This is a genomic window from Mesorhizobium sp. J428 (assembly GCF_024699925.1).
Taxonomy (GTDB): Bacteria; Pseudomonadota; Alphaproteobacteria; order Rhizobiales; family Rhizobiaceae; genus Mesorhizobium_A.
This window is the reverse complement of the sequence record NZ_JAJOMX010000001.1, coordinates 1092952-1117923: the sequence shown is the minus strand read 5'-3', so window position 1 is coordinate 1117923 and position 24972 is coordinate 1092952. Positions and strand designations below refer to the sequence as shown.

The 24972-nt window shown below is 63.4% G+C and carries 21 protein-coding genes and 3 pseudogenes; 12 read left to right on the top strand and 12 right to left on the bottom strand.

All coding sequences use genetic code 11. The features are described from left to right. Nucleotides 1-68 precede the first annotated feature (68 nt). Nucleotides 69-755 (bottom strand): GntR family transcriptional regulator, encoded by a 687-nt coding sequence (locus LRS09_RS05610; RefSeq protein ID WP_257804815.1) that lies wholly within the window; start codon nt 753-755, stop codon nt 69-71. Nucleotides 756-963: 208 nt separating this feature from the next. Here LRS09_RS05610 and LRS09_RS05605 point away from each other — a divergent pair, with 208 nt between their 5' ends. The 10 genes and pseudogenes from LRS09_RS05605 (at nt 964) to LRS09_RS05560 (ending at nt 12833) form a co-directional block, all read left to right on the top strand. Continuing rightward, nucleotides 964-2163: an iron-containing alcohol dehydrogenase gene (locus LRS09_RS05605; RefSeq protein ID WP_257804814.1), complete on the top strand. Its 1200-nt coding sequence runs from the start codon at nt 964-966 to the stop codon at nt 2161-2163. 17 nt (nt 2164-2180) lie between these two features. Beyond that, nucleotides 2181-3645 (top strand): annotated as a pseudogene (locus LRS09_RS05600) (NAD-dependent succinate-semialdehyde dehydrogenase). A gap of 16 nt (nt 3646-3661) precedes the next feature. After that, on the top strand, nt 3662-4597 hold the full coding sequence (locus LRS09_RS05595) for an alpha/beta hydrolase (protein WP_257804813.1): 936 nt from the start codon (nt 3662-3664) through the stop codon (nt 4595-4597). A gap of 243 nt (nt 4598-4840) precedes the next feature. Further along, complete coding sequence (locus tag LRS09_RS05590; protein WP_308240281.1) at nt 4841-6463, top strand: carboxylesterase family protein; 1623 nt, start codon at nt 4841-4843, stop codon at nt 6461-6463. 165 nt (nt 6464-6628) lie between these two features. Then, nucleotides 6629-7309, top strand: coding sequence for a TetR/AcrR family transcriptional regulator (locus tag LRS09_RS05585; RefSeq protein ID WP_257810133.1), 681 nt, complete (start codon nt 6629-6631; stop codon nt 7307-7309). Between the two features lie 490 nt (nt 7310-7799). Next, nucleotides 7800-9047, top strand: a complete 1248-nt coding sequence (locus LRS09_RS05580; RefSeq protein WP_257804811.1) for a branched-chain amino acid ABC transporter substrate-binding protein — start codon at nt 7800-7802, stop codon at nt 9045-9047. 96 nt (nt 9048-9143) lie between these two features. Then, a complete protein-coding gene (locus LRS09_RS05575) occupies nt 9144-10094 on the top strand; it encodes a branched-chain amino acid ABC transporter permease (RefSeq protein ID WP_257804810.1) in 951 nt (316 codons plus the stop codon). Continuing rightward, nucleotides 10091-11383 (top strand): branched-chain amino acid ABC transporter permease, encoded by a 1293-nt coding sequence (locus LRS09_RS05570; protein WP_257804808.1) that lies wholly within the window; start codon nt 10091-10093, stop codon nt 11381-11383. Before LRS09_RS05575 ends, LRS09_RS05570 begins: the two co-directional genes overlap by 4 nt. Then, nucleotides 11380-12138 carry an ABC transporter ATP-binding protein gene (locus LRS09_RS05565; RefSeq protein WP_257804806.1) on the top strand — a complete coding sequence of 253 codons (759 nt, stop codon included), beginning with the start codon at nt 11380-11382 and terminating at the stop codon, nt 12136-12138. The genes LRS09_RS05570 and LRS09_RS05565 overlap by 4 nt, the downstream gene beginning before the upstream one ends. Further along, the gene (locus tag LRS09_RS05560; protein ID WP_257804805.1) at nt 12138-12833 is read left to right on the top strand and encodes an ABC transporter ATP-binding protein; all 696 of its coding nucleotides are present in this window, start codon (nt 12138-12140) and stop codon (nt 12831-12833) included. The genes LRS09_RS05565 and LRS09_RS05560 overlap by 1 nt, the downstream gene beginning before the upstream one ends. A 66-nt stretch (nt 12834-12899) precedes the next feature. On the opposite strand, the gene LRS09_RS05555 is transcribed toward LRS09_RS05560, so the two are convergent. The 10 genes and pseudogenes from LRS09_RS05555 to LRS09_RS05510 all read right to left on the bottom strand — a co-directional run bounded on the left by LRS09_RS05555 (nt 12900) and on the right by LRS09_RS05510 (nt 21804). Beyond that, the gene (locus tag LRS09_RS05555) at nt 12900-13529 is read right to left on the bottom strand and encodes a glutathione S-transferase family protein (RefSeq protein WP_257804803.1); all 630 of its coding nucleotides are present in this window, start codon (nt 13527-13529) and stop codon (nt 12900-12902) included. A gap of 112 nt (nt 13530-13641) precedes the next feature. Continuing rightward, entirely contained in the window at nt 13642-15747 is a 2106-nt protein-coding gene (locus tag LRS09_RS05550) for a molybdopterin cofactor-binding domain-containing protein (protein ID WP_257804800.1), read from the bottom strand. Beyond that, nucleotides 15737-16225, bottom strand: a complete 489-nt coding sequence (locus LRS09_RS05545; RefSeq protein WP_257810132.1) for a (2Fe-2S)-binding protein — start codon at nt 16223-16225, stop codon at nt 15737-15739. Before LRS09_RS05545 ends, LRS09_RS05550 begins: the two co-directional genes overlap by 11 nt. Nucleotides 16226-16316: 91 nt before the next feature. Further along, nucleotides 16317-17294 (bottom strand): tripartite tricarboxylate transporter substrate binding protein, encoded by a 978-nt coding sequence (locus LRS09_RS05540; RefSeq protein WP_257804798.1) that lies wholly within the window; start codon nt 17292-17294, stop codon nt 16317-16319. 117 nt (nt 17295-17411) lie between these two features. After that, nucleotides 17412-18032, bottom strand: a complete 621-nt coding sequence (locus LRS09_RS05535; protein WP_257804795.1) for a nuclear transport factor 2 family protein — start codon at nt 18030-18032, stop codon at nt 17412-17414. A 35-nt stretch (nt 18033-18067) separates the two neighbouring features. After that, nucleotides 18068-19573: pseudogene (locus LRS09_RS05530) on the bottom strand (tripartite tricarboxylate transporter permease). Nucleotides 19574-19595: 22 nt separating this feature from the next. Continuing rightward, complete coding sequence (locus LRS09_RS05525) at nt 19596-20054, bottom strand: tripartite tricarboxylate transporter TctB family protein (protein WP_257804791.1); 459 nt, start codon at nt 20052-20054, stop codon at nt 19596-19598. A gap of 164 nt (nt 20055-20218) precedes the next feature. Then, complete coding sequence (locus tag LRS09_RS05520; RefSeq protein WP_257804789.1) at nt 20219-20980, bottom strand: SDR family NAD(P)-dependent oxidoreductase; 762 nt, start codon at nt 20978-20980, stop codon at nt 20219-20221. Nucleotides 20981-21074: 94 nt separating this feature from the next. Then, nucleotides 21075-21428, bottom strand: coding sequence for an aldolase/citrate lyase family protein (locus tag LRS09_RS05515; RefSeq protein ID WP_374684810.1), 354 nt, complete (start codon nt 21426-21428; stop codon nt 21075-21077). A 70-nt stretch (nt 21429-21498) separates the two neighbouring features. Beyond that, nucleotides 21499-21804, bottom strand: a complete 306-nt coding sequence (locus LRS09_RS05510) for an aldolase/citrate lyase family protein (RefSeq protein ID WP_257804788.1) — start codon at nt 21802-21804, stop codon at nt 21499-21501. 251 nt (nt 21805-22055) lie between these two features. On the opposite strand from LRS09_RS05510, the pseudogene LRS09_RS05505 reads away from it, so the two are divergent. Beyond that, a pseudogene (locus LRS09_RS05505) lies at nt 22056-22948 on the top strand (3-keto-5-aminohexanoate cleavage protein). Between the two features lie 281 nt (nt 22949-23229). Continuing rightward, nucleotides 23230-23904 carry a hypothetical protein gene (locus LRS09_RS05500; protein WP_257804787.1) on the top strand — a complete coding sequence of 225 codons (675 nt, stop codon included), beginning with the start codon at nt 23230-23232 and terminating at the stop codon, nt 23902-23904. 44 nt (nt 23905-23948) lie between these two features. Here the strand turns inward: LRS09_RS05500 and LRS09_RS05495 are convergent, their stop codons facing one another. Then, nucleotides 23949-24971: an NAD(P)H-quinone oxidoreductase gene (locus LRS09_RS05495; protein ID WP_257804786.1), complete on the bottom strand. Its 1023-nt coding sequence runs from the start codon at nt 24969-24971 to the stop codon at nt 23949-23951. Nucleotide 24972 lies beyond the last annotated feature (1 nt).

Sequence of the window (24972 nt, the reverse complement as noted above, 5' to 3'; positions counted from 1 at the left end):
CCGGCTCTCCGGCATCGCCTGGTTATCAGAACGGGGAAGCGGGGGAGTAGAGCTGGTTTGCACCATGGTCATTCGAAAGCCGAAAGCAGTCGATCGCGCGAACACTCGATGTGTTCGTGCATTGCCTTGAAAGCAGCGTCCGGATTGCCCGCACGGAATGCGGCGAGCAGGCTCTCGTGCTCTTCAAGCGCCTCCTGCGTCACGCGGGTGTGGAACATCCGCCGAAAGATGTGCAGGTGGACATGCTGATTGAAGAGAGTGCTGCGGATCACCTCGTTTCCGGCAATCCTCATGATGTCGTCGTGGAAGTGCGCGTCAGCGCGTGCAAAGCGTGAATAACGTGTGTTGCGATCCAGCGGCGTTTCGCCGTGCCCCATGTCCGCGGCCGCATTCTCCAGCCCATGCAGAGCCTCGGGCGTCATCTTGAGCGCCGCCAGCCGCGCCGCTTCCGGCTCCAGCAACAGGCGGAACACATAGAGGTCCTCGAACTGCCTGCGCGTCCATTGCGGCGCCGCGCTGTAGCCGATCAGGTGCTCCTTGCGCACCAGTCCTTCACGCTCCAGTCGGCTCAACGCCTCGCGCACGGGGGTCTGTGACACGCCAACGTCGCGTGCAAGCACGTCGATCGGGATACGGGCGCCCGGCGCGATCTCCAGCGACATCAGCCGATGGTAGATGTTGTCGTAGACGCCATCGACGATGCTGCTTGGCCTGATGTTGGCCGGCCTGCTTTCCCGCTCGGCTGCGAATGCCACGTCACCCCCTCCCGACGACGTCCTTGTTGACACGGCGCGATGTGTTGCAGATAGGGTATCCGATGTCAAATAGAATATCATATACGATCTGATATAGGATTTGGGGATGGAAACTGTGTTAAGTCGGCCGGACTCGATCGGCTCGTTACCCTTTCCGATGCTCTCTCGGCCCTTGCTGGCGCCTGAAACTCTTGTGGAGGAACATCACATGAAACTGTTCGGCACGATCAGGGCGCCGCGGGAACTGGTCTTCGGCTCAGGCCAGCGGCACTCCTTGAGCCGCATCGCAGGCAAACTAGGGCGGCGGGCGCTGGTCGTGACGGATTCGCGAATGGCGGCCGATGCTGATTTTCTCGAAATGACAGAGCAGATGGAGGAAGCTGGCCTCTCCATACGCATCGACGGTTCGACCTTGCCGGACGTCCCGATCGAGTCTGCTGTCCGGAGCGCCGAAGCCGCACGGGGCTTTGCGCCAGATCTGGTTGTCGGCGTCGGCGGTGGCTCCTGTCTCGACATGGCCAAATGCGTCGCCGCACTGCTGACCCATGGCGGCCGCCCGCAGGACTATTACGGCGAACACAACGTGCCGGGCCGGGTGATGCCGGTCATCGCCATCCCGACCACGGCGGGCACCGGATCGGAAGTCACGCCTGTCGCGGTCCTGTCCGACGCTGAGCGCAGCCTCAAGGTCGGGATATCCAGTCCGTACATCGTACCGACGGCATCGATCTGCGATCCGGATCTTACCCTGACGTGTCCGCGCGGCCTGACGGCGGTCGCGGGCGCGGATGCGCTTACTCATGCGATAGAAGCCTTCACCGCGATCCGCCGCGCCCCGGAGCCCGGTATCGCGCAGGAGCGCGTCTTCGTCGGCAAGAACGAGTTTTCCGATCATTTCGCGCTGCGCGCGATCGGACTGCTTTGGCAGGGCCTTGAGACTGCCTGCAATGACGGTTCCAACAGGGTGGCACGGGAAAGGGTGATGATGGGCGCAACGCTGGCCGGCTTGGCGTTCGGTGTAGCCGGAACCGCAGCAGCGCATGCGATCCAGTATCCCGTCGGAGCCCTGACGCACACCGCTCACGGAGCAGGCGTCGCCTGCCTCATGCCCTATGTGATGCGCTGGAATGCCCGGGAGATCGGCCCCGAACTTGCGCAGATCGCTCTGGCGATCGGTGTGGCCTGCGCCGACGATGTCATCCCGGCCTTGACCGCGCTTTTCGAGCGGATCGGAATTCCCCCGACATTGCGCGAACTCGGCCTTGCCGAGGAGCGGATCGACTGGGTGGCGGAACAGAGTTGCGGCATCGCCCGGCTGGTCCAGAACAATCCACGACCGCTGACCCTTCCCGAAATGCGCACCCTCGTGGCCGCAGCCTACTCCGGCGACAGCACCGCGCTGAACTGATCTCAAAGGACCCTGTCATGACGTTCCACGCACAGATTTCCGGCTATTCTGATCCCGCCCTTCATTCACAGGGTCTGTTCATCGGTGGCAAATGGTGTCCGGGAAGCGGCATCGCGGTCCACGATCCATCGACCGGAGGTGTTCTGGCGCATGTCCCCAACGCGTCGGTAGAAGATGCGATGCGAGCGGTGGACGCCGCGGAGGCTGCTTCTTCCGGCTGGCGGCAAACGCCACCGCGCCAACGTTCCGAGATCCTGCGGCGCTGGTTTCATCTGATGAGCGAGCGGGCCGAGGAGCTGGCGGTCCTGATCTCGCTCGAAAACGGAAAGGCTCTACCCGACGCGCGCGGCGAGGTTGCGTATGCGGCGGAGTTCTTCCGCTGGTATGCCGAGGAGGCGACGCGCATTCCCGGGGAGTATCGGCACACGCCTTCCGGTTCCCACAACATTCTCGTCGACCACGAACCGATCGGCATATCGGTGCTGATCACCCCCTGGAATTTTCCCGCCGCGATGGCGACTCGCAAGATCGGCCCGGCACTGGCTGCGGGTTGCACGGTCATCCTCAAGCCGGCATCCGAGACGCCTCTCACCGCCTATGCGATGGCGCGTCTCGGCGCGGAGGCCGGCGTTCCCGCTGGCGTCATCAATGTGCTGACGACGACCAACCCCGCCGCCATCACCAATGCCATGCTCGGGGATCCGCGCGTGCGCAAGCTGTCCTTCACCGGCTCGACCGGAGTCGGCCGGACGTTGTTGGCCGAGGCTGCAAAGACCGTGGTGAACTGCTCGATGGAATTGGGAGGGAATGCGCCGTTCGTCGTCTTCGATGATGCCGACCTCGCCGCGGCGCTCGATGGCGCCATGGTTGCGAAGATGCGAAATGCGGGTGAAGCCTGCACGGCGGCCAACCGCTTCTACGTCCAGGCGGGCATTCACGACGCGTTCGTGAAGGGACTGGCCGAACGTATGGCGATGCTGAAGATCGGGGCGGGTTACGATCCACTGACCCAATGCGGTCCGATGATCACCGGCAAGGCGGTGCAGAAGATCGATTATCTCGTCTCGAACGCGATCGACCTCGGCGCCCGGATCGTGACCGGCGGCGCACCGCTGGAAGGAACCGGCTATTTCTATCCGCCAACAGTGCTCGAAAACGTGCCGATCGATGCGGCTATCGCGCGTGAGGAGATTTTCGGGCCGGTTGCGCCGGTTTACCGGTTCGAGACAGAGGAGGAGGCGATCACCCTCGCCAACAAGACCGAATACGGTCTCGCCGCCTACGTCTATACGCGCGACCTGAAGCGGGCCATGCGGGTCGGCAAGGGCATAGAAACCGGCATGCTGGGAATCAATCGCGGCCTGATGTCGGATCCCGCCGCTCCGTTTGGAGGCGTCAAGCAGAGCGGGCTCGGCCGGGAAGGGGGGCGTGACCGGGATACTGGAATTCATGGAAGCGAAATACTACGCCGTCGAATTCTAGGATTTCGGAGGAGCCTGTGACTGGAACCGACCTCTACAAGATCCGCGACTTCGCCGCCGATTTCGACGCCATCGCCGCCGAGTTCGCATCGCGCAGCCGTGTATTGTCGGCCCGCGCGCGGATGCGCACAGACATCGCCTATGGGACGTCTCCGCGCGAAACGCTTGATCTGATCTTTCCGGATAACCCAACGGCGGATGCGCCCCTGCATGTCTTCGTGCATGGCGGTTATTGGCGCTCCGGCGAGAAGGCGGATTATCGCTTCGTCGCCGAACCCGTGCTTGCAGCGGGTGGCATCGCAGCGCTCGTGGAATACGATCTTATGCCTGGCCAGCGACTTCCCGTTCTTGTCGATCAGGTGCGCCGAGCGGTTCTTTGGCTTCAGCAGCGCGCGAGACAGTTCGGCGCGGATCCATTCCGCATGACAGTCAGCGGCCATTCAGCTGGTGCTCACCTATCCTCCTTTCTTGCGGCCACAGGGCCGCAGGAGCATGCGCCGTCGGCCGTGCCGGCGATAAGAAGCATGCTGCTGCTCAGCGGCATCTACGATCTATCGGATATTCCCGACAGCTTTCTACGCAACGAAGCCCAGATGACACATTCGGAAGCGGCGGCTTGGTCGCCGCTCGCCTCCGTTCATGATGGTGGGCCGCAACGTTTTATTGCCTTCGGGGGAGACGAGACCGCGCCCTTCAAGGACCAGGCCCGCGCGCTCCACGACATGATCGCAGGCGCTGCAGGCGCCGCCGAACTGCTGCCAGTACCCCGGTCTGAATCATATGAGCGTTGTCCTGGACCTTGGAGACCCGCGCGGCTGCCTTGGCAAACGCCTTTCGGATATGGTTGCTTCGAGCTGACCTTTGAACAAAGCTGCGACAAAGAAAGCGGCGGCGGCCAGGTGGTCGCGTTTACAGGCACCACGAAGCTCCCGAAGGCACGAGGCCGCAGTTAGTGCACTTGTCTCGCAATACCCGGCATGGGAATTGACTGCTCGTATGCACCATAGGGGTGACGGCGTTATCGGACCAAGTCCCCTCGTGCCGATTAGTTGACCACAACTGACTCAGATCAAATCATTAACACACGTGATAGTGAGTATTGACTAGTGCGTGTCCTGCGGCCATTGATGCTGCCCTGTCGTCGGGAGGGTTGCTGCCAGGGAGAGCGTCCAAGCTTAAGCCGGTGAGGGCGCAAGATGTTCGGAGGGAGGAAGACTCTGACAGGGCACTCGATACCAGAGGCAGTCGACGCCGCGATGCGCGGCCCGATCTCGCATTTTCCATGTGGCGATGCGCTGGGCGTAACCGCTGACGGAGTGCGCGTCTTCAAGGGCATTCCATATGCCTTGCCCCCTGTCGGCCAGCGACGCTGGCGGCGCCCTGAACCTGTTGTGCCCTGGCACGGCGTTCGCGATGCGATCGACTCCGGTCCCGCCTGTGTCCAGCCGTCCCGGCGTTTCGGCAGTATCTACGATCGGCCGCTGGCCGCGACCAGCGAGGACTGTCTGTATCTCGACATCTGGGCACCGGAAGGAGCGCGAGACCTGCCGGTACTGGTCTGGATCCACGGCGGCTCCTTCATCTGGGGTGCCGGGAGCGATCCGCTGCACGACGGCGCCGCCCTGGCGCGCCGTGGCGCTGTGGTCGTTTCGATCAACTACAGACTGGGCGTCTTCGGTTACCTTGCGCATCCGGACCTGAGCGCTGAATCCCCGGACGGCGTCTCCGGCAATTGCGGCCTGCTCGACCAGATCGCGGCGCTGGCATGGGTCAGGGACAACATCGCCGCTGTGGGCGGCGATCCGGGCAACGTGACGGTGACGGGTGAATCCGCCGGAGCTCTGAGCGTGCTTTACCTGCTGGCATCTCCCGCCGCACGCGGCCTGTTCGCCAAAGCAATCGCGCAAAGCGCCTACATGATTTCCATGCCCGCGCTCCGCGAACGTCGCGACGGCCATGAACCGGCCGAAGTGACGGGCGAACGCCTCGGCGAAATTCTTGGAGCGCGGAATGTCAGCGCCTTACGGGCGATAGATGCGGGGGATCTCGCCGACGCTGCGCTGCGTGCGGGCTTCACGCCGCTTGGCACGATAGACGGACAGCTCCTGCCGGCCCAATTGGTCGACGTCTTCGAGCGCGGACACCAGGCCAAGGTACCGCTGATCGCAGGTTTCAACGGCGGCGAAATACGCTCGTTGCCGTTTCTCATCCCGACGCTGCCACAGACGGGAAAGGAGCATGAGGACGAGATCCGTCGGCGATATGGCAGTCTCGCGGAGCGCTTCCTTGCACTCTACGGCCCTGGAAATGTTCGGGAGAGCGCCCTCGCGAGCATTCGCGACGCTCTCTACGGATGGACCGCGTTAAAGCTCGCCGAAGCGCAGAAGGGTATAGGCGCTCCGGCTTTCGTCTATCTGTTCGACCACACCTATCCGGCAGCGAGCGAAGCGGGGCTTGATGCCTTTCACGGGTGCGAACTGCCCTATCTCTTCGGCACTGCAGACCACACGCCACCGCTCTGGCCAGCCGTACCCGCGACGAAGGCCGAAGCCGCGCTCTCGCGCGCTATGGGTGATTACTGGATTTCCTTTGCCAACGCGGCCGCGCCGATATCGGAAGACTGGCCGACCTGGCCGGATCACACCATCACCGGTCGGCATATGTATTTCGCCGATGCGCCGCTAGTCGAAGCCGACCTCATGCCCGGCATGTTCGCGCTGGCCGACGAAGTCGTGCGCCAGCGGCGCAATGCGGGCGACGTACCATGGAACTGGAATGTCGGCGTGGCGGCGCCGCTTACGGATGCGGATACCCGATGAGGCCATGCGCTTGTCGAAGATGCCTACCACCGCCACGGGCAAGGTGGACAAATTGCATCTTCGCTCGCAATACGGACGGGGCTGAGTGCGTGCATGCGGTCCGGGCGATCGAGAGTCCGACGTCGGTCGCGTCGTCGCGATGAAGAGGGTATCCGCTTGAGTGACATGAGACCGGTTCGCCGCAAGGCCTCCACCAAGGCCGAACAACGCGCGGAGATGATCGAACAGATCCTCGACGCGGCAGAACTCCTGTTCTCCCAGCATGGTCTTTACGGCGTTACGCTGAAGGACGTCGCGAAGCTTATCGGCGTCCATCACACTCTCATTAACTACTACTTCGACGACAAGAAAGCTCTGTTCGACCGGGTGTTTGCGCGTCGCGCCGTCGTCACCAGCGAGCGGCGGATGGGCATGCTGGAGGAGTATGAAAGGACGGCGGGCGACAATCCGACGGTGGAGGGCGCGCTACGTGCCTTCCTCGATACGGATCTCGATCTCTACATCGAGGGCGGCGAAGGCTGGAAGAACTACGCCGCGCTTGCCTCCCAGGTCGCCAACACACCCCAGTGGGGCGCCGCGATGATGGATGAGCATTTCGACCCGGTCGTGCTTCGCCTCATCGGCATCCTGAAGCGGGCGCTGCCCGGTTGCGCGGATGAGGACATCTTCTGGGGCTACCACTTCGTGACGGGCGCCCTGATGCTGACCCTGGCGCGTACGGGTCGCATCGACAAGCTCTCCGGCGGCCTCTGCCGATCGGAGGATTTCGCGGCCGTGAAGCAGCGCATGTCGACCTTCATGGCCGCTGGCTTTCTGGCGATCTGCCGGAAGGCTTCGCCGGCCTGATCGGCGGCGTCGGCCCCGCTTCGTGGGAAGTCGCGTCTGACCTGGACGGACGCGTCGCAATCGTGACTGGAGCGGTTGGCGACTGCGCAGGTCGCATGCGCTGATGCCGGCCCGGCAAAGCGGAATAGCCGCCCTGTCAATTCGGTAGCGGTGAAGCCGCTTATCGACAATCAAAGGAAGCCTGAAAGCGAAGAACTACTTGCTTCCAAAAAATTAATTATCTAGTGAGTGAATGGAGGAAAATGGACGCAGCGAGGTCGGGGCGCAGCCTTCAGGAGTAGAGGCTCCAGACGGTTCCACCGCACGTCGCAAGGAGGCGAGGACACCCAGACCAGGAGGGCAGGGTGGTCCGGCGGTCTTCGAATTGGTTGGCGAGGAGGCCGGCTGACGGGAAAATCCGCAGGGATCGAGGAGGAGACGCCGTCCCGCATAGGGATCCGGCTAGACGGGCAGGCCGGATTGGCCGGCATATTCCAAGGGAGGAAAGACCATGAAAAGACTGATCGGATCGACAGTGCTCGCGCTGTCGTTGCTCGGCGCTACGGCGATGTCGGCGCTGGCACAGGACACGCTCAAGATCGGCTATGTCGATCCGCTGTCGGGCGGCGGCGCGAGCATAGGCCAGATCGGCATGAACCAGCTCAACTTCATCGCCGATGAAATAAACGCCAAGGGCGGCGTCAACGGAAAGAAGGTCGAGATCGTCGGCTACGACAACCAGACCAATCCGCAGATCAGCCTGGTGCAGGTTCAAAAGGCGATCGACGAAGGGATCAAGGTCATCGTCCAGGGCAACGGCTCTTCGGTGGCAGTCGCCGTGTCGGACTTCATCACCAAATACAACGACCGCAATCCGGGTGCGAACATCGTTCACCTGAACTATGCGGCGATCGACCCCGTGCTCACCAACGAGAAGTGCAGCTACTGGCACTTCACCTGGGATGCGAGCGCGGCCATCAAGATGGAAGCACTGACGAACTTCATCAAGGACAAGCAGGACGTCAAGAAGGTTTATCTGATTTCGCAGGACTACTCGTTTGGACACGCCGTCGCGGGTGCTGCAAAGAGCATGCTCACGCAGAAGCGTCCCGATGTGCAGATCGTCGGCGACGAGTTCCATCCGCTAGTCAAGATCACCGACTTCGCCCCCTATGTCGCGAAGATCAAGGCGTCCGGCGCCGACACGGTCATCACCGGCAACTGGGGCCAGGATCTCGCGCTGCTGATCAAGGCTGCCGGCCAGGCGGGGCTCGACGTCAATTGGTACACCTTCTATGCCGGTGGCGCCGGCGGTCCGACGGCGATCAAGCAGGCCAATCTTGAGAACCGCGTCTTCCAGATCAACGAAGGCATCAACAACCAGGGCTATGGTCCGGCCGAGGAACGAGCCGGCGCGCTGATGAAGCGCTTTGCCAACGCTCCGGTGTATTATCCGCGCATGTTCAACATGATGGACATGGTCTTCCAGGCAATGACAGAGGCGAAGTCCGAGGATCCGGGCGATTTCGTGCCGAAACTCGAGGGCATGAAGCACAATAGCTTCGCGGCTGGTGCCGAGGGTTTCCTTCGCGCGGACGACCATCAGTTCTTCCAGCCGCTCTACATTTCCACGCTCGGACCGCTCGATGCCGGGCAGAAGTTCGACGAGGAGCATACCGGCTGGGGCTGGAAGATGGCGGCAGAGGTTCCGACCGAATCCACGCTGCTTCCCACGACCTGCGAGATGAAGCGTCCGTAGGTTTGACCGCCCTGGCGGCGCGGGGTTCACCGGCGCCGCCTCTCTTTCACGCGCGAGGCGTTCGTCTCGCGCCGGCAAGCCAGCGGACGGTCGCTCGTGGTCGAAATCATTCTCATCTCGGCGCTCAACGGCGTCCTCTACGGTATGCTGCTGTTCTTGATGGCAAGCGGCCTCACCGTCATCTTCTCGATGATGGGCGTGCTCAACCTCGCCCATGCCAGCTTCTACATGCTCGGTGCGTTCTTCGGCTTCGAGATCAGCCGCAGGCTCGGCTTCTGGCCGGCCCTCGTCGTGGCGCCGGTGATCGTCGGCGTCATCGGCATGGCCGTCGAACGCTACGGGCTGCGGCGCGTCCACCGGCACGGCCACGTTGCCGAGCTTCTGTTCACGTTCGGGCTGACCTTCGTCATCAAGGAAGTGGTCGAGATGATCTGGGGCAAGCTGCCGGCCGACTACCGGGTGCCGCCCTCGCTCGATTTCTCGGCCTTCACGCTGTTCGCCAGCAACTATCCGGCATTCAAGCTGTTCGGCCTGCTGATCTCGGTGGCGATCTTCCTCTGCCTCCTGATGGTGGTGCGCTACACCCGCATCGGTCTGATCGTCCAGGCGGCGCTGAGCCACCCCGGCATGGTGGGCATGCTTGGGCACAATGTCGATCGCATCTTCATGCTCGTCTTCGGAGTTGGCGTTGGGCTGGCCGCTGTCGCTGGCGTCATCGCCGGGCCGATCCTCGTCACCCAGTCCAACATGGCGGGGCTGCTCGGGCCCATCCTGTTCGTTGTGGTAGTCGTTGGCGGGCTCGGCTCGCTGGGCGGGGCGCTGGCGGCCTCGCTGCTGATCGGGCTCGTCCAGACATTCGCCGTCGCCTTCAACATCTCCTTTGCCGACGTGTTCGGCACGACCGGCACGGCGGCAATCTTCGCAGACTGGTTGAGCGACATCTGGAGGGTCACGGTCGCACAGGTCGCTCCGATCCTGCCCTATCTTCTTCTGGTGCTGATCCTGATCTTCCGGCCTCGCGGCCTTATGGGGACGCGCGACACATGAGCGAGGAAATCACACTCTCCCAGGGCGGAACGCGCGTCGGCCGGACCGGCTTCCCGATGCGCTACATCGTCTGGATCGCACTGGCTGCCGTATTGCTGCTTCTGCCCTACCTGTTCAGTTCGCGGCTCGCAGTGTCCACGATGTGCCTGATGGGCACGATGATCATCTTCGCGCTGTCCTACAACATGCTGCTCGGCCAGACCGGTCTGCTGTCGTTCGGCCACGCGGTGTTCTTCGGTCTTGGCGGTTATGTCACCGTGCACCTGCTCAACTTGGCAGGCGGCGGTGGTTGGCCGATCCCGCTGCCGCTGTTCCCTGTCATCGGCGGACTGAGTGGCCTGTTCTTTGGCGTATTGTTCGGCGCTGTCGCCACCAGACGTGCAGGCACGGCCTTTGCGATGATCACGCTCGGGATCGGCGAACTAGTGGTGTCGAGCGCACTCATCCTGCGCCGTTTCTTCGGCGGCGAGGAGGGTATCACCACCGACCGAACCGAAGTGATGAGCCTGTTCGGCTACAGCTTCGGACCGCAGCTTCAGGTCTACTACCTGATCGCCGCCTGGTGCTTCGTGTCGATCGCAGCGATGTATGCGCTCACCCGGACGCCCTTCGGCCGCATCTGCAACGCCGTGCGCGACAACCCGCAGCGCACCGCCTTCATCGGCTACGACACGCAGCGCGTGCGATTCATCGCCTTCAGTCTTGCCGGCTTGTTCGCAGGCATCGCCGGCGGCCTGTCTGTGATCAATTTCGAGATCATCAACGCATCGCAGATGGGTGCTGTCGAATCCGGCTCGGTCATCCTGATGACTTATATCGGCGGGATGGGGAACTTCGCCGGCCCTATCATTGGCGCCATCCTCATAACTTGGCTTCAACTGGCGCTCAGCGACGCCACGCAGATCTGGCCCCTTTATGTCGGCCTTCTGTTCATCGGCATGGTGATGTTCGTCCCGGGAGGCCTGGCCGGGCTGCTGGCTCAGCAGCAGCCGCTGCTCGCCAACCGGACGCTCCATCGCGTCGTTCCGTACTATCTGCTCGCGCTTCTGCCGGGCGCCGTCGCCGTGATCGGACTTAGCATCCTCGCCGAGACGAGCCATCAGTTCAGCATACGCGACTCTTATGGCCCGGACCTGACACTCTACAAGATCCCGTTCGACGTCACTTCACCACTGCCATGGGTCGCTGGGCTGGTGCTGACCGTCGGCGGAGGCTGGCTCTATCTGCGTGCCGCGCGACTTGCCCGCGGCGCCTATGACGAGGCACTTGCCGAGGGGAGGGCGCGATGAGCGCCGCCACACCCGCACTCCAGCTCTCCGGTCTGCGCAAGAGCTTCGGGCAGATGGAGATCATCCGCGGCGTCGATCTTACTGTGATTGAAGGCGAGCGGCACGCGATCATCGGGCCCAACGGTGCAGGCAAGTCGACGCTTTTCCACCTCGTCAGCGGCCATCTGCGGCCGAGTGCCGGTTCGATCCGTCTGCGCGGCGAAGAAATTGCCGGTCTTGAGCCCCAGCTTATCAATCGCAGGGGCCTATCGCGCAGCTTCCAGGTGACGAACATCTTTCCCCGCCTGAGCGTGTGGGAGAACGTGCGTTGTGCGACCCTCTGGGCGCTCGGCTATCGCTATTCGTTTTGGCGCGATGTCGACAGGCTCGAGGATGCGAACAGCCGCACGGAGGAGATACTCGCTGAAATCGACCTGCTCGACCGATGGCGCACCCCGGCCGGGGTGTTGACCTATGGCGAGCAGCGTGCGCTGGAGATCGGTCTCACCATCGCCGGCGACGCAGACGTGCTGCTGCTTGATGAACCGACTGCCGGGATGAGCCATGCCGAAACCGAACGCGTGGTGAAACTGATCCGCAAGGTCAGCGAGAACCGCACGCTGCTGATGATCGAGCACGACATGCACGTCGTCTTCGACCTGGCCGACCGGATCTCCGTTCTCGTCTATGGCGAGGTTATCGCGTCGGATACGCCCGCCCGCATCAAAGCCAACATTGCCGTGCAGCAGGCCTATCTCGGAACGGAGGCCGCCTGATGCTGAAGGTTCGCGACCTCCATGCTTATTACGGCAAGAGCCATATCCTGCAGGGTGTCGACCTCGACGTCGGGGAGAACGAGATCGTCAGCATTCTCGGTCGCAACGGGGTCGGTCGCTCCACGACGCTGAAGGCGATCATGGGTGACCCGGAGCCGCGGGGCGAGATCGTCTTCGAAGGCAAGTCGATCGCTGGCCGCAAGCCGCATGAAATTGCGCATATGGGCATCGGCTTCGTGCCCGAGGAGCGTGCGATCTTCCCAACGCTGACGGTCGAGCAGAACCTGCTCTTGGGTATCAAGTCCGGCCAGAAGGGCGGCCGCTGGAGCCTCGACGAAACATGGCGGCTGTTTCCCCAGCTCAAGGACCGTGCAGATGCGCCGGGCGGAGCACTTTCGGGCGGTGAGCAGCAGATGCTGACGATCTGCCGCACGCTGATGGGCGACCCGGACCTGATCATGGTCGACGAGCCGACCGAGGGATTGGCGCCGCAGATGGTCGAACGCATTGGCGAACTCCTCCAGGAGATCGCCCGGCGTGGCATCTCGATCCTGCTGGTCGAGCAACGGCTGGTGATCGCGATGCGCATCTCGCACCGCGTCTACGTGATGGGACACGGCGGGATCGTCTTCGAAGGAACACCCGCTGAGCTTCTGGCGGACGAAGCCACCCGCCGGGATTGGCTTGAGGTCTGACGCGCGACCGAAGAAGCTGACCTGACGCAACCCGTGATCTCGCGGGCGGGTGGCCTCGGATCACGTTCACTGCCGAGGAAAGTGTGGATTCCTTTCCCGCTCGATCACGGTTGCCACCGCCGGTCGCTCCAGCATCTGCGTCTTGTGCCGTGTGAAGCTGACGAGATCCTGCATCGGTAGGCCGTTGCTGGTTCCCCAGCCGTAGAAGACGAGGGCATATGGATCGACAACGGTGTAGGCGTCGCCCATCATCCACCGGTTGTCGCCGATTAGCGCGTCGATTTCCTGCATGCTCTCCCAGTAGCTAGAGGCGGCCTTGGCACGGATGTCGTCGTACACCTCCTCCCTGTCGACGAAGCGGTAGGGGCGAAATTTCGCGCGCTGGAAAATGTGCGGCGTGTTCGAGAACCAGGCCATCTGAGCGATACACCGCATGCGCTCCACAAGGTTTTCGGGCAGCAGGCCTGCTTCCGGGAACGCAGAGGCAATCCAGGTCAGGATCGCGGTGTTCTCGGTGATCACGTTGCCGTCCACCACCAATGCCGGCACGCGGCCACGCGGATTAATCGCGAGGAATTCCGGCGTCTGGTGCTGGTTCTTCGACAGGAGGGTCTCCACGGCGCGATAAGGACGCCCGCTCTCCTCGAGAGCGATGTGGGAGGCAAGAGAACAGGCACCTGGGCTGTAGAACAGCATGGGTTCCTCGCCGACGTATGTGGCAGAGCCTTGGTCCGACATATTCATTCGTAAAGCCTTTCCATGTTTGTCCGTCGACACCGATTGGGTGCGAGAGGCTGCCGATTCCTCTTCATGAATCCAACAGCGCTGCCAGGATCCGGTCCCGCGACATCGGCATATGGCGGATGCGGGTGCCAAGCGCGTGTGCGACGGCATTGCCGATTGCGGCCGCCGCCGGCCCGCCAGCGCATTCGCCGACGCCGAGCGGGTCATGCCCGGACGCCTCGACCAGATCGACATGGATTTTCGGAACGTCGCGGAACCGGATGACGGGATACGCGTCCCAGTCGAGGCCTGCGATATCGCCATCGGCGAACCGCGCTTCCTCGATCAGCGCCCAACTGATCGCCTGGACTATATTGCCTTCGACCTGGTTCACGACGCCGTCGGGATTGATCACGAGACCGGCATCGACCGCGCACCATACATCGGTGACGCGCACCGCCTCGTCCACTTCGACGGCGGCGACCACTGCCGCATAGGACGAGCTGTTCTTGTAGCGCGCAAGCCCGAGCCCTAGGCCGAAACCGGCGCCTCCGGGGCCGCGATCGGACCATTGTGCCATCTCGGCGGCCCGCTCGAGTACTTTCCGCGCGCGTGCATCGGTCAAGAGCGACAGGCGGTATGCAAACGGATCTTCGCCAGAGCGTGCGGCCAGTTCGTCGATAAGGCCCTCGATCGCGAAGACGTTGAGTGTGGCCCCGAGACCGCGCAGCGAAGACGTGCGGACGGGGACATCATGGACAAGATGAAAGTCGATACCTTTCGCGGCGATATCGTAAAGAGGTATCCCATTGCGCGTCGCGCCGCCGCCGCGTTCCTCGGGAATGTCGAAGGGCTTCCGCGCCGGCGGAGGTGTCTCAAGTGCATCCGCAGCCAGCAGATACGCGCCGCCGACGCCCGGTCGCTGACCATGTGCCGCACTCCAGATCTCGGTCGTCCAGCCGACGGGGCGGCCGTCCGCACCGACCATTGCGTGCACCTTGACCTCCATTGCGGAAGACAACGGCTCGTAGGCGAATTCCTCGGCGCGGCTCCAACAGAGGCGGATGGGGCGGCCCGGCAGTTGCATCGCTATCAGCGCGGCATCGAGGGCAGCGTCGTCAGCGCCGTTGTGGCCATAGCAGCCGGCCCCCTGCACATGTTGGCATGCCACCTTGTCAACTGGCAGACCGAGCGTCGCGGCGATGTTCGAACGCAGCGGGTGCATACCCTGTGCATGCGACCAGATGGACAGATGGCCGGCCTGCCACAGAGCCAGCGCACAGGATGGCGCAATCGACCCGTGCGACAGGAAGGGTCTTGAAAAGCGCATCGAGAGACGTGTCATCGCCTCTTCGGGCATTGGGTCTCCGATGCGGCGGTCGTGCGAGGGTTGCGCGGCCACCCATCCGGCAGTGGCCTGCTCGGATCGGAGCTCTCGCCGGTCTTGCCAGATTGCTGTTTCGACCGCTTTCGCTGCCGCCTTGCGCACCGCGGTCTCGTCGTCGCCGACGAAAGCGACGAACTCCGCCCGTCGCACAATCGTTATTCTCTCGCCGGCGGCACGCAGCACGGCGTCCTCGTCGAGTGCCAGCAGGCGCGCGCCGCGTCCCGGCTGGCGCAGCACGCGCGCGTGCAACATGCCAGGCATGGTGATGTCCTGAATGAAGCCGGAGCCAGTAAGCTTCGCCGGAAGATCCAGGCGTGGAATTCGCCGACCGACGATCCGATGTTCTGTAGCGGGTTTCGGTGCGGCACTCCCGGTGACCTCAGCGGACAGGTCGATCTCGGGCGCGAGGTGCCAGTAGTCCAGCCCGGTTGCGCTGCCGCTCCTGATGAACTCTCCTTCCTGCACAGACAACTCTTCGGGCGCCGCATTAAGCCGGAGCGCGGCGCGTGCCAGAGCAAGCGCCCTGACCTCGGCAGTCACCGCCCGGATCGCGCTGCCGGAGTGCTCGACCGACCAGCTTGATGCCGTGTAGCCCTCGCTCGGACCCTCGACGCTGTTGCCGGACATGACCCGCACCTGGTCGATACGCAGGTCCAGCTCCTCAGCCGCGATCTGCGCCAAGGCGGTCAGGATGCCCTGGCCGAGTTCCACCTTGCCGGTGGCGATGCGCACCGTCCGGTCCGGCTCAAAGTGCAGCCAGCGGTCGAAGGTCGGATTGTCGCGCAGGCTCTGGCTAGCGGCCATCGTCGGCTTCCCCACGCAGGACCGCCGCCGCGCGGGCCACTGCGCGCAGAATACGCAGATGTGCTCCGCATCGGCAGAGATTGGCATCCAGCGCCTCGACGATCTCCGCCCGGTTGGGAGACGGGTTGCGGTCCAGCAGCGCCTTGGCTGCCATCAGCATACCCGAGAGGCAGTAGCCGCACTGGCCGGCCTGTTCGTCGAGGAAGGCCTGCTGCAGCGGATGCAAGGCTCCGTCCACACCCAATCCCTCGACCGTGATGATGGAGCGTCCCTGGAACGCCTCGGCCTCACGGCTGCAAGAATACACCGCCTCGCCGTCGACAAGCACCATGCAAGCGCCGCACTGCTCGAGACCGCATCCATAACGGGAGCCCTTCAACCCAAGGTGATTGCGCAGGACATCGAGGAGCGGCGTCGTGCCGGATGCCTCGACCTCCTGCAACCGGCCGTTGATGGTGAGGGTGAAATGTTGCTTCATCACATGGAAATGGCTGATCCGGCCGTTCTTCGGCAACCGGATGCGGAAGGATCGATCGCGGCGGACAATCGCCCGCCGCGATCGGCGGCGGTCAGCTCGGCTGGACCAGGCCCGCTTCGACGAGCGGCCGGATGCCGGCGATCTCGCGTTCGATGGATTCGCGCATTTCGTCGGGCGTATTCACGACTGCGGTAAGACCCAGAGAAGTGAGCTTCTCTTTCGCGGCAGGCGTCTCCGTCCATTCCTTGATCGCCACGCGGATCTTGTCGACGATATCGGCAGGCATGTCCTTCGGTCCGACCGCGCCGAACCAAAGCGTCTGGCTGAAGCCGTCGAAGCCCTGCTCGGCCACGGTCTTCACCTCCGGCATCTCTCCCACACGTTCGCCTGATGTCACCGCGATGCCTGTGATCTTACCGTCCTTGACGTGCGGCAGATAGTTGGACGGCGCATCAAGGGCGAAGTCGATATGCCCGCCCAGCAGATCGGCAAGCAGCGGCGGCGAACCCTTGTAGGGGATATGATTGATCTCGACGCCAGCCTGCATGCCGATCATTGCTGCGCAGATATGCCCCTTCGTTCCGGCGCCAGGATTGCCGATGTTCACCTTGCCGGGATTCGCCTTGGCATAAGCAACCAGGTCCGTCAGCGTCTTGGCAGGTGCGTTGGGGCTCGCGGTGAGCAGTGCGCAGCTCTCGGCCACAACGGTGATCGGGGTGAAATCGACCTGCGGATCGTAGGCAAGGTTCTTCTGGACAACCTTGTTGGCGGCGATAGGCGCACTGCCGGAGACCAGGATGGTGTAGCCGTCCGGCGCAGAGCGAGCCAGCTTACCTCCGGCGAGAGCGCCAGCTGCGCCGGCGACGTTCTCCACCACAAACTGCTGGCCGTATTTCGCCGTCAGGAGGTCGGCCACAAGGCGTGTTATGATATCGCTCGTGCCGCCGGGCGGATAGGCCGAGATGACCGTGACCGGTTTGGTCGGCCAGTCAGCAGTAAGGGCGAATCCGGTCGAAGCCAGCACCGCGGCCGACCCGCCGAAGACAATCAGTTCGCGTCTGTTGATCATGTTCTTCCTCCTCCCGGGGAACTTCCCACCAAGTATTCCGACCCTAGCCTGCAATGGGTGAGTGCCGTACGCAGCCCCTGCGGTCATTTCGCATCGCGGAATGGTAGTCGTGGCCGCCTATGCACCAGCCAGCCAGATCTCCTCGCCTGCGTGGAACTCCGCAAGTTGCTCCGGGCGATCATCGCCGAGGAGGTTCGGGTTGACGTTTACTCCACGCGAGCGCTGGACGTAGGTGAGGAACTTGTAGGACGGCCGGAACGTCTCGAGCTGCGCCCAATCCACCGGCAGAGAGTCTGCGGGGTTGACCGGTTTCATGACGTCGCGCTCGAACAGGACGTGAAAGCTCAGGAGTTTCCACCCCTCCTCGTCCCGCACGGCGCGCGAGTAGAAGCGACAAAAGACATGGAAATCGATCTCGATGCTGTCGAGGGTCGTGCGGCTGAAGATCATGGCAGGGCTCTCGACCGTCGCCCGGTCGCCGGCGATCCGAGCATAGGCGGGAAAGACCCAATGCTTGCCGTTGCCCGCTCTCGCCATGAAGGCGCGAGTCGCCTCGACATAGGCAGGTCCGCCCTGGCCGTCGTACCAGCTCGTGCGAATGTAGGCATCCGGGTGGAAGCAGGCTGCCATCACGTCGAAGCGTCGCTGATCGCGGGCGAAGCGTTCGCGGCGGACGAGATCGAAGAGTTCCTCTCGGTCGAGGAATTGCTGCAGGCGGTTCGTGGGATCGTCTGGCATGGCGGCTCTCCAATCGGTCCTTTAGCGGAGTCGGTTCAGTCTGCTTCCTGCAGTCCTTCCTCACGCACCTTGCTGAACTGGGGCGACAGGATCGAAAGCAGCAATAGAGCCGTCACCACGAGGATGCCGAGGCTGACCGGACTGGTGAAGAACACGGTCGCGTCGCCGTGCGAGATGAGCAGAGCATGCGGCGCAGATATTCCTCCGCCATCGGCCCGAGGATCAGCGCGAGGATGAGAGGAGCAGGCTCGGCGCCGACCTTGCGGAAGAAGAAGCCGAGCACGCCGAACAGGGCCATCATGTAGACGTCGAAGACGTTATTGTTGATCGAGTAGACGCCGATGGCGGTGAACACGCAGATCAGCGGGAAAAGGAAGCGCACGGGACCGAGATCAACTTCGCCCACATGCCGACAAGCGGCAGGTTGAGCAGGAGCAGAAGAAGGTTGCCGATCCACATCGACACAACGAGGCCCCAGAACAGCGCCGGCTGCTGGGACAGCATCTCCGGCCCCGGCTGGACGCCCTGCACGACGAGCGCGCCGATCATCAGGGCCATCGTCGCCGTGCCGGGAAGGCCGAGCGTCAGCATCGGGATGAAGCAGGTCTGAGCCGCTGCGTTGTTGGCTGCCTCCGGCGCTGCCACGCCTTCGATCGCCCCCTTGCCAAACCGCTCGGGGGTCCGAGAGATCTTCTTCTCGAGTGCATAGGAGGAGAACGAAGCCAGCAGCACGCCGGCTCCGGGGAGGATTCCGAGTACAACACCGACGCCCGTGCCCCGCAGGATCGGTGCCGCCATACGTCGCCAGTCTTCTCGCGTTGGGAACAGCCTGCTGACCGGCGCTACGCCGACGGCGCGGGCGTGCTCGTTCTGCAGATTGGCTAGCACGTCGCCTAGGCCGAACACGCCGGTCGCGATCACCACGAAATCGAGCCCGTCGAGGAGGTTCGGCGATCCGAACGTGTAGCGCGCGAGGCCCGAGTTGATGTCGGTGCCGACCATGCCGAAGAGCATGCCGAGAAGCGCCATGCCGAAGGCGGTCAGCAGCGAGCCGCTGGTGAGCACCATGGAGGTGACGAGGCCAAGAACGATCAGCGAGAAATACTCGGCCGGCCCGAAAGTCAGCGCCAGGCCGGCCAGCAGCGGAGCCGCAACCGCGATGAACAGCGTGCCGACCGTGCCGGCGAAGAAACTGCCGATCGCCGCGGCCGCCAGCGCGCGGCCGGCCTTGCCCTGCTTGGCCATCTCGTGGCCGTCGAGTGTGGTAACCACGGACGAGGCTTCACCGGGCAGGTTCATCAGGATTGCCGTCGTGGAGCCGCCATATTGAGAGCCGTAGAAGATCCCAGCGAGCATGATCAGCGCCGTGTCGACCGGGAGGCCGAACGTGAAGGGCAGCAGCATCGAAATCGTCGCGATCGGGCCCAGGCCCGGCAACACTCCGACCGCTGTGCCGAGCAGCATCCGAAGAAGCAGTAGCCGAAATTCGAGAGCGTGGTGGCGGTCGAGAGCCCCAGCATCAGTCCGTCGAAAATATCCATCGTGCCCTCCCGGCGTGTTGGATCAGCCTGAAAACGGCAGCCAGCTGCCTGCAAGAGGGATCGGCAGACCGAGCACCTTGACGAATACGATGGCGCAGACAGCCGAGAACAAGGCTGCACCCGCCGCGGCCTTCCACCTGATTTCGAACTGCACGCTCGAGGCGGCCGTGCCGACAAGCAGAACGAAGATCGCGAGCGGCAGGCCCAAAGGTTCGATCAGAACGGCGAATAGGACCACCATCATCGGGACGAGGACAACGGGCCGCCAGGTTACCGACTCGATGGATAGGGAGCCTGCACGGCGGGCACGGAGAAGGACGGCGCCGCCGGTCAGCGTCAGCAGAACGGCAATGATCACCGGAAAGAAGCCCGGCCCCATGCGGCTCGGCGTGCCAATCGGATAGCTAAGCGCGATCGCGCCGGCGACGATACCGACCACCGCGAAGAAGATCCCGAGGGTAACGTCCTGATTTGCCTTCACCGGAGTAGCCCCCGTGCTGGCGGTGCATCGCGCCCGACAAAGAGAGGCAGGTGCCGGGCAGTCTTCCGGTACATGATCGTCATCGGCATTCTCCTCCCTTACTTTCGCTTTCCAATTCGTCAGCCTACCACCAGGGGTCTCGCGTTCGCCCGATACCGACGGCCCTAGAGGTGACGTCCCTCATCTACGGGGACGATGATCCCGGTCGAGCTCGTGAGACTGACGATACACGCTGCCACTGCCCGAGCGACATCGTCCGGGACAGTGACTCGGCGAAGCGGAAACTTCTCCGCCGTCCGTTCGAGCTGCTCGCGGGTCCGGTTGGGTACGAAGTCCGTGTCCACTCCGGCCGGCGATACCGAAAAGACGCGCACCTTGGGCGCCAACACCTTCGCGAGCGCGACAGTAAGCGAGTCGAGACCACCTTTCGCGGCGAGATAGGCGAGGCTGCTGCCGACACCGGTGCGCGCCGCGATGGACGAGATGTTGACGATGGCGGCGTTCTCACCGCGTTCAAGCAGTGGACGCATTGCCCGGATCACTGCAAACGGTCCTCGCAGATTGAGCAAAACCGCGCGGTCGAAGATCTCATCGGTCAGCGCATCCAGATCGTTGGCCGAAACCGGCGTCGTAGCGCCACCCGAATTCACCAATGCGTCCAGATATCCATAGCGTTCCTCGAGCAACGCCTTTGCGTGTGCGATCGACGCAGGATCCTCGATCGAGATGCGGATGGCGATGTGCCCGTCTCCGTGCAGGCTGGATACGACCTCCTCAGCGGCGTCGCTCCGGCTGTGGTAGCCGACCGCCACCCGGGATCCCAGTTTCGCCAGACGGGCCGACACGGCCCGGCCGATACCACCGCTGCCACCTGTTACCAAGACCGTGCGCGGCACGGCGAGCGCGGAAACTTCGATAGCTGCCATCGATTGCATTCCTCCCGGCGCCTCACCGGTCCGCCCGGTGTCTCGTGCCACCTTGCATGGCGGCGCGCCTCTTCCCTGTGCATCTGTCCCGGCGTCAGCCGGCATAATCCTTGATGACGGCCGCGGCTGCGGAACGGATAAAGCCATGATCGCTGGAAAAGGCCAGAGCCGTTGCCCCAAGTCCCGTGGCAAACTCGAAATCGGATCGCCCGGTGGGCAACATCATCAGTGGGACGTGTGCTTCCCGTGCCGCCGCGGCGACGCGCCGGCTGATTTCCGCCACCTTTGGTCCTGCCTGCGGATCGTCGCCAAAGGACGCAGTGAGATCGCCGCGCCCGATGAAGAGCGCGTCGATACCGTCAACCCGCGCGATGTCGCCAGCCGCGGGTGCGGCGTCCTGATCCTCTATCATCGCGATCACTGCCACCTGCGAATCCTGCGCAGCCATATGGGCGACCGCACCCACACTGCCCCATCGGCCGGCGCGGGTGAGCCCGGCAAAGCCACGGCTGCCACCCTTATGCCCGGGCGCTGCGCGCGATTGCTTGTGCCTTCTCGATCGAGGTCACGTGTGGAACCATGATTCCCATGGCGCCCGAATCCAGTGCGCTCAGGATAAGGGATTCGGTGAATTCCGGTATCCGGACGATCGGCGCGATATTGGCGGCGCGCGCGGCGAAGATCATCAGGTCCGTAATGTTGCGGTCGAGCGCGGCATGCTCCTGGTCGATGATGACGAAGTCATAGCCGAGAGTCCCGAGGATCTCGATCACCTGCGTCGTCGGCAGCTTGAGGAACGTCCCAAGCAGCCGTTTCCTGGTCACGAGTCTTTCACGGAATGTCGTGAAGGCGGGGCGGTTTTCGATCATAGCGTTTCCAACTGAACGGCCCCTTCTATCGGCTGCGTGGGTATCAATGGTCCCCGAACAGGGGTCATTTCGCAGGTCGGAACGCGTCTTCCCCGTTTCCCGACGCGAAACGCCGACGCGTCGGCGTTGCCCTTGCGGGGACACGGGTGCGAGCAAGGCGCCACGCATGCGCCCGTCAGCATTCACACGCAGAGAAAGCCGTCTCCTTGGCAAATCCGACCATCATCAGTTGTGCCGTCACCGGCAATATCACGACGCCGGAGCAGACACCGTATCTGCCGGTCACGCCGGAGCAGATCGCCGATGCGTGCATCGGTGCTGCCCGCGCCGGGGCTGCGATCGTCCATATCCATGTTCGTCATCCGGACGGGCGCCCGAGCATGGATCTGGCGCACTACCGCGAGGTGGTGGAGCGTCTGCGCGCCGCGGACGAGGACATGGTGATCAACCTGACCACGGGGCCCGGCCAGCGCTTCGTGCCGAGCGAGGCCGATCCCAGCGTCGCCGCGCCGGGAACCACGCTGATGCGGCCCGAGCCCCGGGTGGCACACGTTAGGTCGCTGCGGCCGGAGCTGTGCAGCCTCGATCTGAACACGATGTATTCGGGCAGTTCGGTCGTCATCAACACACCGGCCAATCTCGCGATCATGGCCGAACTCATCACCGAGGCGGGCGTGAAGCCGGAGCTGGAGGTGTTCGACAGCGGTGACATCCAGTTGGGCAACCACTTCATCCAACAGGGGAGGTTGGATCCGTCGACGCTGTTCCAGATCGTGCTTGGCGTCCGCTACGGCGCGATCGCGTCCCCGGAAACGCTTATGCATAGAAGTCGCTTCTACCGCCTGCGGCGCCGTGGAGCGCGTTCGGCGTAGGCCGCTGGGAATTTCCCATGCTGGCGCAGAGCTGGCTGCTCGGTGGCCATGTGCGCGTCGGGCTTGAAGACAACATCTATCTCGAGAAGGGCGTGCTCGCTGAAAGCAATGCGGCGCTCGTTGCGAAGGCTGTTCGAATGGTTCGTGACCTCGGCGGCCGCATCGCCACGGCCGGCGAGGCGCGGGACATTCTCGGTCTGAAAAAGCAGGCACCAAAGCCGGCCTGACGCTTCCATGTGCAAGCCGCAAGACATACCAGAAGGAGGCAACCATGTACGACCGTAGCGACCCGCGATCCACCCTGGCCAGCAGTGCCCAGCCGACGCCAGTGCGAATGCACGAGAGCTTCTTCGGGTCGGAACTGGCGCTCTTCTACGAGACGGCGCCGCAACAGAACGACGCAAACGGCAAGACCTGGATCAGTCGCGGCCAGAACTTCGTCGTCGCCTATAGCCAAGCTGCCGAAGGTGGCGTCTTTGCTCGCACAGACCAGCCCGACGAGTATGCCGTGATCGTGCCGGATGCAGAGACTCGCGTGGAAATCATCACCGCCGACGGCACAACTTTCGTGCCAGGGTATTCGGTGGCCTTCGTGCCGCCAGGGAAAAGTTCGATTCGCATGCTGACAGGCGGGACTTTGGTCAGGCTGTTCACGCCAAAGTCGCAGGACATGGCCGACGCGGCATCCAACGCCGAGTCCTTTCGCGGGACGCATCCCAACGTGCCGAGCTTTCAGCCCTGGCCCGAGCCTCCTGGCGGTTTCAGGGTGAGGTGGTATACGCTGGATGTGCCGGAGGATCCGTCGCGCTTCGGGCGCATCTACCGTTGTGCGACCTTCATGATCAACTATCTGACGCCGCGGATAGGCCCACGCGCTCGCGACAAGGTCTCGCCGCACCATCACGACGATTTCGAGCAATGTTCGCTGGCGCTGAGCGGCTCGTTCACCCATCATCTTCGCTGGCCGTGGACGACCAACATGAACGCCTGGCGCGAGGACGAACACCTGTTCTGCGAGTCACCTTCGATTTGCGTCATCCCGCCGCCATCGATCCATACGACGACCGCAGAAGGCGAGGGCGTCAACCAACTCGTCGACATCTTCGCGCCGCCGCGGATGGATTTCTCGCTGAAGCCGGGCTGGGTTTTGAATGAGGCCGATTATCCGATGCCCGGCCAATGATAAGGTTGGCCGGGCGGAACGCCGCCCGGCTGCGCCACACGGGGTCAGGCAGCGTCCCGCCGAACAGGCACGCTGCCGGAGAGATCGGGGTCGACCACCAGCACGACCTTTCCGATCTGCATGTTCTCATCGAGTATTGTGTGCGCAGCTCGGACATCTTCGAAGGGCACGGCCGCATGGATGCGCGTCGTGATCCGTCCGTTTTCCAGCAAGGGCCAGACATGTGCGACCAGTTCGCGCGCGAGTCGGCCCTTGTAGTCTGCCGGCCGCGGCCTGAGCGTCGAGCCCGTCACGGTCAGCCTGCGGCGAACAAGTTGGCGCATGTTGATCTGCGCGAACTCGCCCTGGTGGCTGGCGATGAAGACCAGCCGACCGTCTTCGTTGAGGAGGTCGAGTTGGCGCTGGGTTGCCGGGCCGGCCTGTCCGTCGAGAATGATGTCGACGCCCGATCCCGACAGATGCTTTCGGATGCCGATATCCCATTCGCCCCTGTAGTCAAAGGCGGCTTCCGTGCCAATGTCGCGGCACACGGCGCGCTTCTCCTCGCTGCCGGCGGTCGCGAGGACGCGCGCATCGAAAAGCTGTCGGGCGATCTGGATGGCTGCCATGCCGACGCCGCTGGTGCCGCCATGGACAAGCAATGTCTCGCCGCGCCCGAGCCGGGCGAGCCAGACGATGTTGTTCCAGGCTGTGAAGAAAACCTCCGGAAGAGACGCTGCCTGGACGAAACTCATGCCACGCGGCACCGGCATGCACTGTACTGCAGGCACCATGCAGAACTCGGCATAGCCGCCGCCATTGACCAAGGCGCAGACGGAGTTGCCGACTTCAAGATCGTCAACCCCGGGGCCGGTCGCATGAACGATGCCGGCCACATCGAGGCCCGGGATATCGGTGGCGCCGGGCGGCGCCGGATATAGGCCACGGCGCTGCTGGACGTCGGGCCGGTTGACGCCGGCGGCCACGACCCGGATGAGCACCTCGCCTGCGCCCGGTTGCGGAATCTCTCGCTCGACGAGACGAAGGACCTCCGGCCCGCCCGGCTTGGCGATCTCAATCACACGCATG

Excerpts from the sequence above, each read along its gene's own strand:
- LRS09_RS05605 (WP_257804814.1), top strand. The coding sequence starts at position 964 with ATGAAACTGTTCGGCACGATCAGGGCGCCGCGGGAACTGGTCTTCGGC.
- LRS09_RS05590 (WP_308240281.1), top strand. The coding sequence starts at position 4,841 with ATGTTCGGAGGGAGGAAGACTCTGACAGGGCACTCGATACCAGAGGCA.
- LRS09_RS05585 (WP_257810133.1), top strand. The coding sequence starts at position 6,629 with ATGAGACCGGTTCGCCGCAAGGCCTCCACCAAGGCCGAACAACGCGCG.
- LRS09_RS05580 (WP_257804811.1), top strand. The coding sequence starts at position 7,800 with ATGAAAAGACTGATCGGATCGACAGTGCTCGCGCTGTCGTTGCTCGGC.
- LRS09_RS05570 (WP_257804808.1), top strand. The coding sequence starts at position 10,091 with ATGAGCGAGGAAATCACACTCTCCCAGGGCGGAACGCGCGTCGGCCGG.
- LRS09_RS05565 (WP_257804806.1), top strand. The coding sequence starts at position 11,380 with ATGAGCGCCGCCACACCCGCACTCCAGCTCTCCGGTCTGCGCAAGAGC.
- LRS09_RS05560 (WP_257804805.1), top strand. The coding sequence starts at position 12,138 with ATGCTGAAGGTTCGCGACCTCCATGCTTATTACGGCAAGAGCCATATC.
- LRS09_RS05555 (WP_257804803.1), bottom strand. The coding sequence starts at position 13,529 with ATGCTGTTCTACAGCCCAGGTGCCTGTTCTCTTGCCTCCCACATCGCT.
- LRS09_RS05550 (WP_257804800.1), bottom strand. The coding sequence starts at position 15,747 with ATGGCCGCTAGCCAGAGCCTGCGCGACAATCCGACCTTCGACCGCTGG.
- LRS09_RS05545 (WP_257810132.1), bottom strand. The coding sequence starts at position 16,225 with ATGAAGCAACATTTCACCCTCACCATCAACGGCCGGTTGCAGGAGGTC.
- LRS09_RS05540 (WP_257804798.1), bottom strand. The coding sequence starts at position 17,294 with ATGATCAACAGACGCGAACTGATTGTCTTCGGCGGGTCGGCCGCGGTG.
- LRS09_RS05535 (WP_257804795.1), bottom strand. The coding sequence starts at position 18,032 with ATGCCAGACGATCCCACGAACCGCCTGCAGCAATTCCTCGACCGAGAG.
- LRS09_RS05520 (WP_257804789.1), bottom strand. The coding sequence starts at position 20,980 with ATGGCAGCTATCGAAGTTTCCGCGCTCGCCGTGCCGCGCACGGTCTTG.
- LRS09_RS05515 (WP_374684810.1), bottom strand. The coding sequence starts at position 21,428 with ATGGCTGCGCAGGATTCGCAGGTGGCAGTGATCGCGATGATAGAGGAT.
- LRS09_RS05495 (WP_257804786.1), bottom strand. The coding sequence starts at position 24,971 with ATGCGTGTGATTGAGATCGCCAAGCCGGGCGGGCCGGAGGTCCTTCGT.